This window comes from Micromonospora sp. WMMD956 (assembly GCF_029626125.1).
Classification (GTDB): Bacteria; Actinomycetota; Actinomycetes; order Mycobacteriales; family Micromonosporaceae; genus Micromonospora; species Micromonospora carbonacea.
On sequence record NZ_JARUBI010000005.1, the window covers coordinates 4432228 to 4448272 of the forward strand.

At 74.8% G+C, this 16045-nt stretch carries 18 protein-coding genes; 12 read left to right on the forward strand and 6 right to left on the reverse strand.

The window, feature by feature from the left end:
- Window positions 1–2: 2 nt before the first annotated feature.
- Genes O7628_RS20095 through O7628_RS20105 form a run of 3 tightly spaced genes read right to left on the reverse strand, consistent with a single transcriptional unit; the run spans window position 3 to window position 1141 of the window.
- A complete protein-coding gene (locus O7628_RS20095) occupies window positions 3–407 on the reverse strand; it encodes a PLD nuclease N-terminal domain-containing protein (RefSeq protein WP_178063703.1) in 405 nt (134 codons plus the stop codon).
- Window positions 408–434: 27 nt separating this feature from the next.
- Window positions 435–752, reverse strand: coding sequence for a DUF202 domain-containing protein (locus O7628_RS20100; RefSeq protein WP_278132766.1), 318 nt, complete (start codon window positions 750–752; stop codon window positions 435–437).
- A complete protein-coding gene (locus O7628_RS20105; RefSeq protein WP_278132767.1) occupies window positions 749–1141 on the reverse strand; it encodes a DUF202 domain-containing protein in 393 nt (130 codons plus the stop codon). Before O7628_RS20105 ends, O7628_RS20100 begins: the two co-directional genes overlap by 4 nt.
- Before the next feature lie 41 nt (window positions 1142–1182).
- Between O7628_RS20105 and O7628_RS20110 the strand changes: the two genes are divergently transcribed.
- The 4 genes from O7628_RS20110 to O7628_RS20125 all read left to right on the forward strand — a co-directional run bounded on the left by O7628_RS20110 (window position 1183) and on the right by O7628_RS20125 (window position 4353).
- Complete coding sequence (locus O7628_RS20110; RefSeq protein WP_278132769.1) at window positions 1183–1980, forward strand: GNAT family N-acetyltransferase; 798 nt, start codon at window positions 1183–1185, stop codon at window positions 1978–1980.
- Window positions 1977–2390 carry a hypothetical protein gene (locus O7628_RS20115; protein WP_178063706.1) on the forward strand — a complete coding sequence of 138 codons (414 nt, stop codon included), beginning with the start codon at window positions 1977–1979 and terminating at the stop codon, window positions 2388–2390. The genes O7628_RS20110 and O7628_RS20115 overlap by 4 nt, the downstream gene beginning before the upstream one ends.
- Window positions 2391–2601: 211 nt before the next feature.
- Window positions 2602–3381 carry an electron transfer flavoprotein subunit beta/FixA family protein gene (locus O7628_RS20120; protein WP_278132772.1) on the forward strand — a complete coding sequence of 260 codons (780 nt, stop codon included), beginning with the start codon at window positions 2602–2604 and terminating at the stop codon, window positions 3379–3381.
- 12 nt (window positions 3382–3393) lie between these two features.
- The gene (locus O7628_RS20125; protein ID WP_178063708.1) at window positions 3394–4353 is read left to right on the forward strand and encodes an electron transfer flavoprotein subunit alpha/FixB family protein; all 960 of its coding nucleotides are present in this window, start codon (window positions 3394–3396) and stop codon (window positions 4351–4353) included.
- Window positions 4354–4475: 122 nt separating this feature from the next.
- Here the strand turns inward: O7628_RS20125 and O7628_RS20130 are convergent, their stop codons facing one another.
- Both O7628_RS20130 and O7628_RS20135 read right to left on the reverse strand, forming a co-directional pair.
- Window positions 4476–5273 carry an anti-sigma factor gene (locus O7628_RS20130; RefSeq protein ID WP_278132775.1) on the reverse strand — a complete coding sequence of 266 codons (798 nt, stop codon included), beginning with the start codon at window positions 5271–5273 and terminating at the stop codon, window positions 4476–4478.
- Window positions 5227–5832: a sigma-70 family RNA polymerase sigma factor gene (locus O7628_RS20135; RefSeq protein ID WP_074473735.1), complete on the reverse strand. Its 606-nt coding sequence runs from the start codon at window positions 5830–5832 to the stop codon at window positions 5227–5229. Before O7628_RS20135 ends, O7628_RS20130 begins: the two co-directional genes overlap by 47 nt.
- A gap of 239 nt (window positions 5833–6071) precedes the next feature.
- Here O7628_RS20135 and O7628_RS20140 point away from each other — a divergent pair, with 239 nt between their 5' ends.
- The 7 genes from O7628_RS20140 to O7628_RS20170 all read left to right on the forward strand — a co-directional run bounded on the left by O7628_RS20140 (window position 6072) and on the right by O7628_RS20170 (window position 12573).
- Window positions 6072–6905 carry a DUF4397 domain-containing protein gene (locus O7628_RS20140; RefSeq protein WP_278132777.1) on the forward strand — a complete coding sequence of 278 codons (834 nt, stop codon included), beginning with the start codon at window positions 6072–6074 and terminating at the stop codon, window positions 6903–6905.
- The gene (locus O7628_RS20145) at window positions 6902–7567 is read left to right on the forward strand and encodes a class F sortase (protein WP_278132779.1); all 666 of its coding nucleotides are present in this window, start codon (window positions 6902–6904) and stop codon (window positions 7565–7567) included. Before O7628_RS20140 ends, O7628_RS20145 begins: the two co-directional genes overlap by 4 nt.
- A gap of 88 nt (window positions 7568–7655) precedes the next feature.
- Window positions 7656–8831 (forward strand): cysteine desulfurase family protein, encoded by a 1176-nt coding sequence (locus tag O7628_RS20150; protein ID WP_278132781.1) that lies wholly within the window; start codon window positions 7656–7658, stop codon window positions 8829–8831.
- A 70-nt stretch (window positions 8832–8901) separates the two neighbouring features.
- A complete protein-coding gene (gene mnmA / locus O7628_RS20155; RefSeq protein WP_278132783.1) occupies window positions 8902–9975 on the forward strand; it encodes a tRNA 2-thiouridine(34) synthase MnmA in 1074 nt (357 codons plus the stop codon).
- A gap of 126 nt (window positions 9976–10101) precedes the next feature.
- A complete protein-coding gene (locus O7628_RS20160; RefSeq protein WP_278132785.1) occupies window positions 10102–11106 on the forward strand; it encodes a methionine synthase in 1005 nt (334 codons plus the stop codon).
- A gap of 36 nt (window positions 11107–11142) precedes the next feature.
- Window positions 11143–11511: a VOC family protein gene (locus tag O7628_RS20165; protein ID WP_278132787.1), complete on the forward strand. Its 369-nt coding sequence runs from the start codon at window positions 11143–11145 to the stop codon at window positions 11509–11511.
- Between the two features lie 48 nt (window positions 11512–11559).
- Window positions 11560–12573 (forward strand): ADP-ribosylglycohydrolase family protein, encoded by a 1014-nt coding sequence (locus O7628_RS20170; RefSeq protein WP_278132789.1) that lies wholly within the window; start codon window positions 11560–11562, stop codon window positions 12571–12573.
- 41 nt (window positions 12574–12614) lie between these two features.
- Here O7628_RS20170 and O7628_RS20175 read toward each other — a convergent pair whose 3' ends face one another.
- Window positions 12615–13529 carry an IS5 family transposase gene (locus O7628_RS20175; RefSeq protein ID WP_278132791.1) on the reverse strand — a complete coding sequence of 305 codons (915 nt, stop codon included), beginning with the start codon at window positions 13527–13529 and terminating at the stop codon, window positions 12615–12617.
- Window positions 13530–13766: 237 nt separating this feature from the next.
- On the opposite strand from O7628_RS20175, the gene ligA reads away from it, so the two are divergent.
- Window positions 13767–15902: an NAD-dependent DNA ligase LigA gene (gene ligA, locus O7628_RS20180; RefSeq protein ID WP_278136357.1), complete on the forward strand. Its 2136-nt coding sequence runs from the start codon at window positions 13767–13769 to the stop codon at window positions 15900–15902.
- Window positions 15903–16045 lie beyond the last annotated feature (143 nt).

The window sequence follows — 16045 nt, forward strand, 5'->3', positions numbered from 1 at the left end:
GGTCACACCTCGGGGCGGTTCTCCTCCCGGGGCGGGTCGCCCTCGCGGTGGCGCAGGTCGTCCTCGCGCCGGCGCAGGTCCTCCTCCCAGCGGCGGAACAGCTCGGCGTCCTGCCGCCGGGCGCGTTCGGCCAGGGAGTCGAGGAACTCCGGGTCGTCGTCCGGGGCGAGCGGCCGGCGCGGACCGCCGGCGGCCGACCGGGGCGTGCCCGGCCCTCCGGCGGGGCGCTGCCGGCCGGCGAGGAACCAGGCGATCGCGCCGACCAGCGGGAAGAACAGGATGACCAGCACCCAGGCGAACCGGGGCAGCCCCCGGATCGCCCCCTCCTCGGCGGAGAGGCAGCTGATCAGCGCGCACACCGCGAGCGCGATCTGGACCAGGAAGAGCAGGACGTACAGGCGGGCCATCTCCCCATCATGGCGCACCCGCGCCCGTCAACCCAGTCCGCGCAGGACCAGCAGCACGCCCAGCGTGGCCTGCCACGCGGCGGCGAGGGCCAGCGCCGGCATGGTGCGGGAGGTGGCGCGGACCGGGCCCGCCCCGACGGCCCGGCCCCAGCACAGGGCGAGGGCCGCCGCCCAGCCGGCGACCGCCGCGCCGGCCAGCACCGCCCCCGTGGCGTCCCCGGTGAGCGCCAGCCGGACGGTCAGGACGGTGACGGCGGTGAGCGCGAGCAGGCTGCGCCGCCAGGCGAGGCGGGTGCGTTCGGGTTGCAGCCCCGGGTCGCCCGCCGGGGCACGGCCGACGGTCACCGGCCGCCGACCGCGTGGGCGAGCACCGCGATCACCAGCAGCGCCGCGCCCAGCCCCACGGCGAGGGCGAGCACGGCGGGGAAGCGGGACGCCGGCAGCTCCTCGCCGAGCCGGATGGCGCGTTCGGTGCGGGCCCAGTGGTCCACGGCCCGCACGGCGACGGTGCCGCCGAGCAGCAGCAGCGCGACGGCGATCGCCTCGCGCAGGTGCGCCAACGGCAGCGGCGGGAGGAACTGGGCGGCGGCCAGCCCGCCGGCCACCAGGGCCAGCCCGGTGCGCAGCCAGGCCAAGAACGTCCGCTCGTTGGCCAGGGAGAAGCGGTAGTCGGGCGTGCTGCCCACCGACCGCAGCTCCCGCGGGTCGAACCACCGCCGTACCGTCTCCCACACGCCGCCGATTATCCGCTTTGTCCAGGGCATAGGTTGGACGGGTGACTGATCTTGACGCGATGACGCTGCGCGAGGCGTACGACAACCAGCTCAAGGCATGGGCCCCGGACCCGCTGCCGGCGGGCGTGACCGTGGAGCGGGACGGGCCGCTGGTGCGCGTCCTCGGCCTGGACCACGGGGGCTTCCTGACGTACCGCGACCTGGACGGCCTGACCGGGGCGGCGCTGGACGCGCTGATCGCCCGCCAGGTGGAGCTCTTCCGCGCGCGGGGCGAGTCGGTGGAGTGGAAGCTGCACGGCCACGACGAGCCCGCCGACCTGCCGGACCGGCTGCGGGCCGCCGGGTTCGTGCCGCAGGAGCGGGAGACCGTCGTGATCGGTCCGGTCGCGCCGCTGGCGGCCACGCTCCCGGTGACCCCCGAGGGGGTACGCCTGCGCGAGGTGACCGCCCGCGCCGACCTGGAGCGCATCGCGGCCATGGAGGAGGAGGTCTGGGGCGAGTCCCGGGGCCACCTGATCGAGGGCCTGGGGAGGGAGATCGCCGCCGACCCGCAGTCGATCACGGTGGTGGTCGCCGAGGCGGGGGAGACCGTGGTCAGCGCCGGCTGGGTGCGCTACGTGGCGGGCACCGGCTTCGCGACGCTGTGGGGCGGCTCGACGCTCGCGCAGTGGCGTCGCCGGGGCATCTACCGGGCGCTGGTCGGCTACCGGGCGTGGCTGGCCGCCCAGCGGGGCCGGACGCTGTTGCAGGTGGACGCCTCCGAGGACAGCCGGCCGATCCTGGAGCGGTTGGGTCTCGTCCCGGTCACCACGACCACGCCCTACATCTACACTCCGTGACCATGGGGCAGCCGCTGACGGACGAGGAACGACTCACCCTGAAGACGGGCGCGTTCGGCGCGGTCTTCCTGGTGTCGAACGCCGACCCGGGCATGTTCGCGATGCTGCGGGAGAGCTTCGCCGCGTCGGGGGCGATGGCGGGGGCGAGCGGCCCGGTGAAGGAGGCGTTGACCACCGGCCCGCTGCCGAGGCTGCCCCGGGACTCGGCCCTGGAGGTCGAGGCGGTGGTGCTGCCGGCGCTGGGCCGGGCGGTGGGGATCCTGCGCGCGAAGTCACCGGGGGACGTGGCGGCGTACCGGTCGCTGGTGCTGGCCGCCGCCGACCGGGTGGCGCGGGCGCACCGGGGGGTGACGCCGGCCGAGGCCGAGGTGATCGACCGGATCCGGGGCGCGCTGGCCGAGCCGGCCTGAGCCCGTGCGGCGCGGCGCGCCCCGACGGCCGGGCGCGCGGTGAGCTGTGTCACCCTGAGGCCCCCGGGAGCCGATGCTACTTGTGGGTAACATTGGCGCGTGGGCAAGTGCACAGCAGCCCGTGGTTGACCGATCGTTAAGTTTCGCGGGAGGCTGCGCCCGTGACCTGGCGAGGGATCGCCACACCAACAGGAGGGGTCGTCGAAGCGCGATGAACATTGTCGTACTCGTCAAGCAGGTGCCCGATTCGGGCGCGGACCGCAACCTGCGTCCTGACGACAACACCGTCGACCGCGGTTCGGCGAGCAACGTCATCAACGAGATGGACGAGTACGCCATCGAGGAGGCGTTGAAGATCAAGGAGGCGCACGGGGGCGAGGTGACGATCCTGACCATGGGTCCGGACCGGGCGACCGAGTCGATCCGCAAGGCGCTGTCGATGGGGCCGGACGCCGCCGTGCACGTCGTGGACGACGCCCTGCACGGCTCCTGCGCCGTGGCCACCTCGAAGGTGCTCGCCGCCGCCCTCGGTCAACTCGCCGCCGACCTGGTGATCTGCGGCGCCGAGTCGACCGACGGCCGGGTCCAGGTCATGCCGCACATGATCGCCGAACGGCTCGGCGTCGCCGCGCTGACCGGCGCGCGCAAGCTCACCGTCGAAGGGTCCACCCTGACCGTGGAGCGGCAGACCGAGGAGGGCTACGAGGTGGTCACCGCCTCGACCCCGGCCGTCGTCTCCGTCTGGGACACCATCAACGAGCCGCGCTACCCCTCGTTCAAGGGCATCATGGCCGCCAAGAAGAAGCCGGTGCGCACCCTCTCCCTGGCCGACCTCGGCGTCGCCCCGGCCGAGGTGGGCTTCGACGGCGCGACCAGCACGGTGCTGGAGCACAGCAAGCGCCCGCCGCGCTCCGGCGGCGCGAAGGTCACCGACGAGGGCTCCGGCGGCGCGCAGCTGGTCGAGTTCCTCGCCACCGAGAAGTTCGTGTGAGGGGTGCAGGTCATGTCTGAGGTTCTCGTCGTCGTCGAAGCCACCCGCGAGTTCGGCGTCAAGAAGGTCACTTTGGAGATGCTCACCCTCGCCCGCGAGCTGGGCACGCCCGCCGCGGTCGTGCTCGGTGGCCCCGGCGCGGCCGAGGCGTTGAGCGCGAAGCTGGGCGAGTACGGCGCGGAGAAGATCTACGCCGCCGAGAGCGAGGAGATCGACGGCTACCTGGTGGCCCCGAAGGCCACCGTGCTGGCCGACCTCGTCAAGCGGGTCCAGCCGGCCGCCGTGCTGCTCGCCTCCGCCCAGGAGGGCAAGGAGATCGCCGCCCGGTTGGCCGTCAAGCTGGACAACGGCATCCTGACCGACGTGGTCGCCCTCGCCGCCGACGGCACCGCCACGCAGGTCGCGTTCGCCGGCTCGACCATCGTCACGTCGAAGGTCACCCGGGGCCTGCCGCTGGTCACCGTGCGGCCGAACTCGCTGACCCCGGCCCCGGCGCCCGCCACGCCCGCCGTCGAGCAGCTCACCGTGACGGTGGGCGACGCCGACAAGCTGGCCAGGGTCGTCGACCGGGTCGCCGAGCAGAAGGGCTCCCGCCCCGAGCTGACCGAGGCGTCCGTGGTCGTCTCCGGCGGGCGCGGCGTCGGCAACGCCGACAACTTCAAGCTGGTCGAGGAGCTGGCCGACCTGCTCGGCGGGGCCGTCGGCGCGTCCCGCGCGGCCGTCGACTCCGGTTTCTACCCGCACCAGTTCCAGGTGGGCCAGACGGGCAAGACGGTCTCCCCGCAGCTCTACGTGGCGCTGGGCATCTCCGGGGCGATCCAGCACCGGGCCGGCATGCAGACCTCGAAGACCATCGTCGCGGTGAACAAGGACGGCGAGGCGCCCATCTTCGAGCTGGCCGACTTCGGCGTGGTGGGCGACCTGTTCAAGGTCGTGCCGCAGGCCGCCGAGGAGATCCGCAAGCGCAAGTGAGCCGCTCCCCGGGGTGACCCGGGCGAGACGCCGAAGGGGGCCACCCGGGATCGGGTGGCCCCCTTCCGCCGTTGTCGACGGGGAGCTGATCGGCGGGCCGGGGAGCTGATCCGGCCCGCCGATCAGCCCGTCAGGGTGCCCCTCAGCAGGCTGTCGCCGGAGTGGGCGGGCTTGTTGTCGTACTGCTCGGCGGAGACGTCCACCACCGAGTAGGTCCGGAGGTCGACGTTCGGCGGCAACGGTAGCAGCGCGTCCCCCGTGCCGGAGTTCAGCACGCCGACCGAGAACATCCGCATGGTCGCCGGGTCGATGAGCCAGACCTCGTAGTACCCCGGTACCGCCGGGAGATTCGCCACGTGCAGGTGCAGTTGGTTGTCGGTGAACACCCGGGCGTCCCCGTTGGCGTCGCGCGGCGTCGTCCCGTACGCGGTCAGGGACCCGCTGGCCAGCACCACGCGCTCCGGTGGCCGGGGCTCGTCGGCGGAGCCCGACAGCACGGCGAAGGTGCCCACCACGCCGACCGCTGCGGCGGCGGCCGCCGTGACCGCCGTGGCCGCCCAGCGGGGCAGCCGGCGTCGCCGCCCACCGGCCCGCCCGGGCCGTGACGCGCCGCTTTCCGCTCCTGCACCGCCGCCCGGCGTCGGGGCGCTCGCCGGCGGCCCGGCGGCGCGCCGGTCGCCGAGCGAGGGCAGCGCCTCGGCCGCCGCGACCTGCGCGACGATCCCCTGCCACACGTGCTCGGGCGGGTCGGGCAGGTCGCCGAGGCCCTGGGTGCCGGCGCCGAGGCCGGCGACGTGCCGCAGGCCGTCCACCTCGGCCCGGCAGTGCGCGCAGGCGTCGAGGTGGCGGGCCTCACCGTCGTCCGCCTCGCTCTCACCGAGCGCCAGGAAGACCAGCCGGTCGTGGTCCAGGTGCTGCACCGTCCACCTCCCATCTGCGTTTCAGGCTCGCCATACCCCGGCGGATGTGGCTCTTGACCGTCCCCAGGGGCACCCCGGTCACCGTCGCGATCTGCTGGTGGGTCAGGTCGTCGTAGAACGCCAACTCCAGCATCCGGCGTTGCTCGTCGGGGAGCCGGGCCAGCTCGTCGGCCACCACCAGCCGGTCGACGACCGTGTCCGGGTCTGGGCCGGTCGGGGCCGGGTCGGGCAGTTGCCGCACCGTCTCCACCACGCGGGTCTCCCGCGCCGAGGCGCGCAGCCGGTCGACCACCTTGCGCCGGCCGATGCCGAGCAGCCAGCCGATCAGCGACCCCCGGGTCGGGTCGAAGGTGTCCCGCCCCAGCCAGGCCGCCACGAAGGTCGCCTGGGTCACGTCCTCCGCGTCGCTGCGGTTGGCCAGCGTGCTGGTGGCCAGGTGCAGCACCGCCCGGCCGTACCGGTCGTACGCCTGGCGCAGGGCGGCCTCGTCACCCGCGCGGAACCGCTCGGCGAGGTCGTCCTGGGGTGGTGGCTCGGGTTCCTGTTGCACCGCTGTCACCGGGCGGTTCGCCTTCCGTGGAGCATGCCCGACTGTAACCCCCGTCGTCATCGCCCCACCTTCGCGCCTCGTGCGTCCGCACCTGTCTCACCTGCTCTTCGTCGCCGGGGACCGCCGCGGATGCGCCGGGCGGAAAGAAAAAGAAGTCGTCGGAGGGCGCATCCGGGGCGGCGGGAGCCGGCGTAACCCGTTCTGCACACCAGGCCTGACGAACCAGCACGAACCACCAGGAGGCAGACATGCAGCTCTCGTACTTCCGTCGGGTCGCCGCGGGCGGCGCGGTCGCCGCGCTGGCCTTCGCCGGGGTCGGCGCGCTCACCGCCACGCCGGCCTACGCCGCCACCAGCAAGGTCTCCGTCGTGCACGGCATCCCCGACACCCCCGTCGACGTGTACGTCAACGGCAAGAAGACCCTCGACAACTTCAAGCCCGGCGACGTGGCCGGCCCGCTCGACCTGGAGCAGGGCGCGTACGACATCGCCCTGACCAAGCCCGGCGAGGCGCTCGACAAGGCGATCCTCACCGTCGACGACGCCGAGGTGCCGGGCGGGGCGAACATCAGCCTCGCCGCACACCTCGACGAGGCGGGCAAGCCCAAGATCACGCCGTTCGTCAACGACACCGCCAAGGTCGACGCCGGCAAGGCCCGGCTGATCGTCCGGCACACCGCCGCCGCCCCGGCCGTGGACGTGCGGGCCGGCGGAAAGCCCGTCTTCGAGGACCTGACCAACCCGAACGAGTCGAAGGCCGACGTCGACGCCGGCACGGTCTCCGCCGACGTGGTGCTCGCCGGCACCGACACCGTGGCGATCGGCCCCGCCGACCTCGACCTGAAGGAGGGCACCGCCACCATCGTCTACGCGATCGGCTCCGCCGAGGCCAAGAACCTCGACCTGGTGGCGCAGACGATCACCGGCCTGCACTCCGCCCCGGGCGGCGTGCCCAGCGGCACCGGCGGCCAGGCCGGCACCGGCGTGCAGACCTGGTGGTACGTGCTGGCCGGCGCCGGCGTCCTGCTGCTGGTCGGCGGCGGCGTCCGGGTCGCCGCCACGGCCCGGACGTCCCGCCGGTGACGGTGCGCGACCGCGGCGCGCTGGCGGCGCTGGCCGCCGGCGCTGCCGCGCTCACCGTCGCCGCCGTGGTCGCCTGCGGTGCGCAGCCCGCCGAGGACGTCGGCGCGGACGACGCGGCGGCCCTGGCCGTGGCCACCGGATCGCCGGCCGCGAGCGCCCCCGGTGGCCCGTCGGTGCCGGTCACGGCCGGCGAGTTGCCCGCCGGCGACGCGACCGTGCCGCCGGTGCGGCTGCGCATCCCGGCGATCGGCGTCACCGCCCGCGTCGACCCGGTCGGGGTCAACCCGCGCACCGACGAGTTCGAGGTCCCGCCCAGCGTGGACCGGATCGGCTGGTATCGATACGGCCCCGGCCTGTCCGCCGACGCCGGGTCGGTGGTGATCGCCGGCCACGTGGACAGCGCCGAACAGGGCAGGGGGGCGTTCTTCCGGCTGCGGGAGCTGGACCGGGGCGACACCGTCACCGCCACCGGCGGCGACGGGACGACGCGCGAGTACCGGGTCGTCGCCCGCGAGGAGTACGCCAAGACGAAGATCCCGCTGGACCGGTACTTCGCCCGCGACGGCAGCCCCCGGCTCACGCTGATCACCTGCGGCGGCCCGTTCGACCCGCAGACCCGTCGTTACCGGGACAACATCGTCGTCACCGCCGTCCCGGTGTGAGGGTTCCGCCCCGGAGGCCGCCCCGCCCCAGGGCGGGGCGGCCTCCGGGGTCGGGCGGGGGCACGGCCGGTCAGTAGGCTGAACGGCGATGGCATACCTGGATCACGCGGCGACGACTCCGATGCTCGACGAGGCACTGGAGGCGTACGTGGCCGCCGCTCGCGACGTCGGCAACGCGTCGTCACTGCACGCGGCGGGCCGCCGCGCCCGCCGCCGGGTCGAAGAGTCCCGCGAGCGGGTGGCCGCCGCGCTGGGCGCCCGCCCCTCCGAGGTGATCTTCACGGGCGGCGGGACGGAGAGCGACAACCTGGCGGTCAAGGGCATCTTCTGGGCCCGCCGGGCCGCCTCCCCGGCCCGCCGCCGGGTGGTCTCCAGCGCCGTCGAGCACCACGCGGTCCTCGACGCGGTCGACTGGCTGGCCGGGCACGAGGACGCCGAGGTGGGCTGGCTCCCGGTGGACCCCGCCGGCCGGCTCGACCCGGAGGCGCTGCGCGCCGAGCTGGCCGACCACGGCGACGCCGTCGCCGTGGTCACCGCGATGTGGGCCAACAACGAGGTCGGCACCCTCCAGCCCGTGACGGCGCTGGCCGCCGTGGCCGCCGAGCACGGGGTGCCGTTCCACACCGACGCGATCCAGGCGGTCGGCCAGGTGCCCGTCGACTTCGCCGCCAGCGGCGTCTCCGCGCTGACGGTCACCGGGCACAAGCTCGGCGGCCCGGCGGGGGTGGGCGCGCTGCTGCTCGCCCGCGACGTCGCGGCCACCCCGCTGCTGCACGGCGGCGGCCAGGAACGCGACGTGCGCTCCGGCACCCTCGACACCGCCGGCATCGTCGCCTTCGCGGTCGCCGTCGAGGCGGCGGTGAAGGGCCAGCAGGAGTACGCGGCCCGCGTCGCCGCCCTCCGCGACGACCTCGTGCGGCGGGTCCGGCACGCCGTGCCCGAGGTCGTCTTCAACGGCGACCCCGACGACCGGCTGCCCGGCAACGCGCACTTCTCCTTCCCCGGCTGCGAGGGCGACGCGCTGCTGCTGCTGCTCGACGCCCAGGGCATCGCCTGCTCCACGGGCTCGGCCTGCTCGGCCGGGGTGGCCCAGCCCTCGCACGTGCTGATCGCGATGGGCGCCGACGACGACCGGGCCCGCTCCTCGCTGCGCTTCAGCCTCGGCCACACCAGCGGCCAGGCCGACGTCGACGCGCTCGTGGCGGCCCTGCCGGCGGCGGTGGAGCGGGCCCGCCGCGCCGCCGCCCTGCGCGCGCCCCGCTGACCGCGCCCGCTGCCCCGGGGCCGCCGCGCCGGGCCCGGTACGCTCGGAGCGGGGAAGGGAGCGTGACGGGGTGAGGGTGTTGGCGGCCATGTCCGGCGGGGTCGACTCCGCCGTGGCGGCGGCGCGGGCCGTGGAGGCCGGGCACGACGTCACCGGCGTGCACCTGGCGCTCGCCCGCAACCCGCAGACCTACCGCACCGGGGCGCGCGGGTGCTGCACGCTGGAGGACTCGCGGGACGCCCGCCGCGCCGCCGACGTGCTCGGCATCCCGTTCTACGTGTGGGACATGGCCGACCGGTTCCACGCCGACGTGGTCGACGACTTCGTCGCCGAGTACGCGGCCGGCCGCACCCCCAACCCCTGCCTGCGCTGCAACGAGAAGATCAAGTTCGCGGCGGTGCTGGACCGGGCCGTGGCGCTGGGCTTCGACGCGGTGGTCACCGGCCACCACGCCCGGCTCGGCCCCGACGGGCTGCTGCGCCGCAGCGTCGACGCGGCCAAGGACCAGTCGTACGTGCTCGCGGTGCTGACCCGCGCCCAGCTCGACCGGTCGGTCTTCCCGCTCGGCGACTCGACCAAGGCCCAGGTCCGCGAGGAGGCGGCCCGGCGCGGCCTGGCCGTCGCCGACAAGCCCGACTCGCACGACATCTGCTTCATCGCCGACGGCGACACCCGGGGCTTCCTCGCCGGCCGGCTCGGCGAGGCGCCGGGCCAGGTGGTCGACGCGCTCACCGGAGCGGTGGTCGGCAGCCACACCGGCGCGTACGCGTACACGGTGGGGCAGCGCCGCGGCCTGCACCTGGACCGGCCCGCCCCCGACGGCCGTCCCCGCTACGTGCTCTCCATCACCCCGAAGACCAACACCGTCACCGTCGGCCCGGCCGAGGCGCTGGAGGTCTCCACGGTGCGCGCCGAGCGTCCCGTGTGGACCGGCGGCGAGCGCCCCGACGGGCCGATCGAGTGCGAGGTGCAGCTGCGCGCCCACGGCGACGTGGTCCCCGCCACGGTCGAGCTGACCGGCGACACGCTGCACGCCGAGCTGCGCCGCCCGGTGCGCGGCGTCGCCGCCGGCCAGGCCGTCGTCGCGTACCGGCCGGACCCGGCCGGCGACGTGGTGCTCGGCTCGGCCACCATCGCCGGCTGACGCGCCGCCCGACTCGACCGGCGTCGCGGGCGCGGTGCACAGCTGTGCGACCAGCGCCGCGGGCGCGGTGCCCGGTCGTGCGACCATCGCCGCGTGCCGCCGGCCGCCGACCGGTACCCTTCGCCCGTGACAGCTAGCGCATGGCCCTGGCCCCTCGGCGCGGCGACCGGCATCGGCTCGCTGCCCGGCACCGACATCGCCGAGGCGCAGCGGATCGTCCTCGGGGAGCTGCCCGCCCTGCCCCACCTGCCCGAGCTGCCGGCGCGCGGCCCCGGGGCGGACCTGATCGGCCGCACCGGCGGCCTGCTGGTCGAGCTGCCCGTCGAGCTGTACGCGGCCCGCTGGCGGGTCGCCCCCCGCCCGGGGCGGGACCTGCGCCGGGCCCGGGACCTGATGGAACGCGACCTCGACCAGCTCGCCGAGCAGGCCGAGGAGTACGCCGGCCCGGTCAAGGTGCAGGCCGCCGGCCCCTACACCCTGGCCGCCGGCATCGACCTGCCGATCGGCGGCCGGATGCTGCGCGACCCGGGCGCGGTGCGGGACCTCGCCGGCTCCCTCGCCGAGGGGCTGCGCGCCCACCTCGCGGCGGTCGCCCGCCGGCTGCCCCGCGCCTCGGTGCTGCTCCAGCTCGACGAGCCGTCCCTGCCGACCGTGCTGGCCGGGCGGGTGCCCACCGAGAGCGGCTTCGGCACCTACCGGCCGGTGCCGCAGTCCGACGCGGCGGACCTGCTGCGCGCGGTGGTCGAGGCCGTCGGCGTGCCGGTCGTGGTGCACTGCTGCGCGCCGGACGTCCCGCTGGAGCTGATCCGCTCGGCCGGCGCGGCGGCGGTCGCGCTCGACCTCGCCCTGGTGCAGGACCTGGACCCGCTCGGCGAGGCGATCGACGCCGGGCTCGGGCTGCTGGCCGGCGCCGCACCGGCCACCCCGCCGCCCGGCGGTCGCGCGCCGACCTCCGCCCAGGTCGCCGACCGGGTACGCCAGCTCTGGGACCGCCTCGGCTTCCCGCGTCGCCGGCTGCCCGAGCAGGTGGTGGTCACCCCCGCCTGCGGCCTGGCCGGGGCCACGCCGCAGCACGTCCGGGCGGTGCTCGCGGCGTGCCGCGACGCGGGCCGGCGACTCGCCGAGGACTGAGGTTTCCTGTCGCACCCCGTGGGCAGGATGAGGCACATGATCGGTCAACTGCGCACCACGGTCGTCGACTGCCCCGACCCGCGTGCCCTCGCGGCGTTCTACGCCGAGCTGACGGGCCTGCCGCTGGCGGAGGGTGACTCCGACGGCGACGAGTGGGTGGTGCTCGGCGGCCCGGCGGGGCAGCACCCCCGGCTGGCCTTCCAGAAGGCCCCCGACCTGCGCCCGCCGACCTGGCCCGACCCGGAGCGGCCGCAGCAGCTCCACCTCGACGTCACCGTCACCGACATCGAGGCGGCCGAGCGGGCGGTGCTGGCGCTGGGCGCGCGCCGGCTCGACGGCGAGGGGGAGGGGTTCCGGGTCTACGCCGACCCGGCCGGCCACCCGTTCTGCCTCTGCTGGGACTGACCGGCCCGGCTGTGTCCCGCCACATGGCGGGGACCGCCGGGGCCCGGCATGATCACACGGGTGATCGACTCCTCGCTCCGGCGGGCCTACGGCTCGCTGCTCGGCCTGGCCTACGGTGACGCGCTGGGCCGCCCGACCGAGTTCCTGACCGTCGCCGAGATCCACCGCCGCTACGGCCCGTCCGGCCCCCGGGAGCTGGCGGGCGACCCGGCGCTGGTCACCGACGACACCCAGATGGCGCTCGCGGTGGGCTGGGCGCTGCACGACGCGCCCGCGTACACCCCGGCGGCGGTCGAGCCGCTGCTGCGCGAGCGCTTCCTGGCCTGGGCGGTCAGCCCCGACAACAACCGCGCGCCGGGCATGACCTGCCTGCGGGCCTGCGCGGAGCTGTCCCGGGGGGTGCGCTGGCAGGAGGCGACCGTGGCCGGCTCGAAGGGCTGCGGGGCCAACATGCGGGTCACCCCGGTCGGGCTGCTCGCCGTCGACCTGGACACCCTGGCCGGCCTCGCCCAGCTCCAGGCGGGCCTGACCCACGGCCACCCGACCGGGCTGGCCGCGAGCGAGCTGACGGCGTACGCGGTGCGCCTGCTGCGCGACGGCGCGGCGCTGGCCGAGCTGCCGGCGCTGCTCACCGACCGGGCCCGGGAGCAGCGCCGGGTCTACCGGTCGGACTGGCTCGGCGACCTGTGGCAGCGCCCCGGCGTCGACTCGCCGCAGGAGTTCATCGCCCGGGGCTGGGACGAGTGCCTGGGCGCGCTGGGCCGCCTGACCACCACCCTGACCCGTCCCGACGACGGCGACGACCCCTGCCGGCGTACCGGCGAGGGGTGGGTGGCCGAGGAGGCGCTGGCGACCGCGTTGCTCTGCGCGCTGTGGCACGCCGACGACCCGGTCGGCGCGCTGGCGCGCGGCGCGACCACCGCCGGCGACTCCGACTCCATCGCGGCCCTGGCCGGCGCGTTCGTCGGCGCGGCGTACGGCCTGCCGGCCTGGCCGACCGACTGGGCCGCCCGCATCGAGTACGCCGACCAGCTCGCCGCCCTCGCCGCCGCCCTCGACTGACTGTCCGCGTGGCGGAGCCGCGCCGGGGCGTGGACGACTCCCTAGGCCGTGTTTCGTAGGGCTCGGAGCCATTGGTTGATGGCGGCGATGGTGAGGGTGGCTTCGTAGCGCACGGCGAGTTTGTCGTACCTGGTGGCCATGGCGCGGTGTTGTTTGAGCTGGTTGATGCCGCACTCCACGGCGTGACGCAGGCGGTAGAGGTCGGGGTCGAAGGCGGGCGGACGTCCGCCTTTGGAGCCTTTGGCTTTGCGGTGTGCGTCCTGGTCGGCCTTGCTCGGGATGCACGCGCGGATGCCGCGGGATCGCAGGTGGGAGCGGTTGGCCTTGGACGTGTATGCCTTGTCTGCCAGCACCATGTCGGGGCGGGTCCGTGGCCGACCGCCACCGGCGCGGGGGACGCGGATCCTGGCCAGCACGGGGATGAACTGTGGGCTGTCGCCGCGTTGTCCGGCGGTCACCACCACGGCCATCAGTTTGCGGCCTTGTTCGCAGGCCAGATGGGTCTTGGTGGTCCAGCCGCCCCTCGACCGGCCGAGCCCGTGATCGGACGGCTCGGCCTGCACACCACCGGGGGGCTCTTTCTGCGCCTGACCGTCGCGGCGGGCCCCAGCGGCGTGGTGATGGGCGCGGCTGATGGTCGAGTCCACGCTCACCGTCCAGCCGATCAACCCCGCCGCGTCCGCGCTGGCCTGTAACGAGGTGAGAATCTGAGACCAGACGCCGTCACGCTGCCAGCGTCGAAACCACCGGTACAGGGTCTGCCAGGGCGGGTAGTGCGCGGGCACGTCTCGCCACGGTGATCCGGTCCGGACCCGCCACCGGATCCCGTCGATGATCACTCTCATGGTCCATCTGCGCGGCCGAGCACGACCCGTTCCCGCAGGCAGCAACGGCTCGAGTACCGCCCACTGCACGTCGGTCAGGTCATGTCGCCTCGCTGCCGCTACGCTCGGCACGAGGTCTCCGGTGTGAAGTTCTAGCTTGGTCGCTGAACCAACTACCGGAGACCTCTCCCATTAGCGACCACCGCCACGCCGTCGACCGCTACGAAACACGGCCTAGGTGCCCTCGCACCCATGTCCCCGTCGCGTGAGGTCGGCTGCGCCGCCCAGGCCGCGGATTGTCCCACCGTCCCGATACGGTGCGAGGGTAGCGTGAACAGGGAGGTCGACGCGGTGTCCGAAGCCGGCAGCATGTCCGAGGAAGCCGTTCCACAGCAGGTGAGCCCGGCGCAGGAGGCGGCGGCGGGCCCCGAGCCGACCCCCGAGGCGCGGGAGCGGCACGCCACCCTCAGCCAGGAGCTGACCGAACACCAGTACCGCTACTACGTGCTGGACGCCCCCACCGTCTCCGACGCCGACTTCGACCGGCAGCTGCGTGAGCTGGAGGCCCTGGAGGCCGAGTTCCCCGCCCTGCGCACCCCCGACTCGCCGACCCAGCGGGTCGGCGGCACCTTCTCCACCGACTTCACGCCGGTCACCCACGCCGAGCGGATGCTCTCGCTCGACAACGCGTTCGCCGACGAGGAGCTGGTGGCCTGGGCCGATCGGGTGGAGCGGGACGCGGGCGGCCCGGTGCCCTACCTCTGCGAGCTCAAGGTCGACGGGCTGGCGATCAACCTTACCTACGAGAAGGGCCGGCTGGTCCGGGCCGCCACCCGGGGCGACGGGCGCACCGGCGAGGACGTCACGGCCAACGTCCGCAGCATCCGCGACGTGCCGGCCCGGCTGACGCCGTCCGACGAGTTTCCCGAGGTGCCCGAGTTCGTCGAGGTGCGCGGCGAGATCTACTTCCCGATCGCCGGCTTCGCCGACCTCAACGCGAGCCTCGTCGAGCAGGGCAAGGCGCCCTTCGCCAACCCGCGCAACGCCGCCGCCGGCAGCCTGCGGCAGAAGGACCCCCGGGTCACGGCGTCCCGGCCGCTGCGGCTGGTGGTGCACGGCATCGGCGCCCGGCGCGGCTACACGCCGACCGCGCAGTCCGAGTCCTATGCGGCGCTGCGCGCGTGGGGGCTGCCCACCAGCGACCGCTGGCGGGTCGTGCCCGACCTGGCCGGCGTCGCCGGGTTCATCGCCTACTACGCCGAGCACCGGCACGACGTCGAGCACGAGATCGACGGGGTCGTGGTCAAGGTGGACCCGGTCTCCATCCAGGGCCGGCTCGGCTCGACCAGCCGGGCCCCCCGCTGGGCGATCGCCTTCAAATACCCGCCGGAGGAGGTCAACACCAAGCTGCTCGACATCGCCGTCAACGTCGGGCGCACCGGCCGGGTCACGCCCTACGCGATCCTGGAGCCGGTCCTGGTCGCCGGGTCCACGGTGGCCCAGGCCACTCTGCACAACGCGCACGAGGTCGAGCGCAAGGGGGTGCTCATCGGCGACACGGTGGTGATCCGCAAGGCCGGCGACGTGATTCCCGAGGTGCTCGGCCCGGTGGTCGACCTGCGCCCCGCCGACGCCCGCCCGTTCGTCATGCCGACCACCTGCCCCTCCTGCGGCACCGCCCTGCGGCCCGAGAAGGAGGCGGACGTCGACATCCGCTGCCCCAACAGCCGAAGCTGCCCCGCGCAGCTACGCGAGCGGGTGTTCCACCTGGCCGGCCGGGGCGCGTTCGACATCGAGGTGCTCGGCTACAAGGGCGCGGCGGCGCTGCTCGACGCGCAGGTCATCACCGACGAGGGCGACCTGTTCGGCCTCGATGCGCAGCAGCTGGCCCAGTCGCCGTTCTTCGTCAACAAGGACGGCAGCCTCGGCAGCAACGCCACCAAGCTCCTCGACAACCTCGCCGTGGCCCGGGAACGCGACCTGTGGCGGGTGCTGGTCGGGCTCTCCATCCGGCACGTCGGCCCGACCGCCGCCCAGGCCCTCGCCCGGCACTTCCGGTCGATGGCGGCGATCCAGGCCGCCAGCGAGGAGGAGCTCTCCTCGGCCGACGGCGTGGGCCCGACGATCGCGGCCAGCATCGTCGAGTGGTTCACCGTCGACTGGCACCGCGAGGTGGTGCGCAAGTGGGCCGAGGCGGGCGTACGGATGGCCGAGGAGGCCGTCGACGAGGGGCCGCGCCCGCTGGAGGGGCTCACTGTCGTGGTGACCGGCACCCTCGGCGGGTTCTCCCGCGACCAGGCCGCCGAGGCGATCCAGGTCCGGGGCGGCAAGGTCACCGGCTCGGTCTCCAAGAAGACCGGCTTCGTGGTGGTGGGCGACAATCCGGGCTCCAAGGCCGACAAGGCGGCCACCCTGAAGGTGCCGGTGCTCGACGAGGACGGCTTCCGGGTCCTGCTCGACCAGGGGCCGGACGCGGCCCGGGAGGTGGCCCGGGTCGGCGAGTGACCCGAGCGGGAGCGCGGCGGCCCGCGACGGGCGGCCGCTCGTACACCTTGACCGGACCTGGCCGCGTATACCAAGTTAGTTACGACTAGGACCGATTCGCGGCTGTCATCTCTGAAAAGCGGCACCCAGAGCGTTTCATGGTG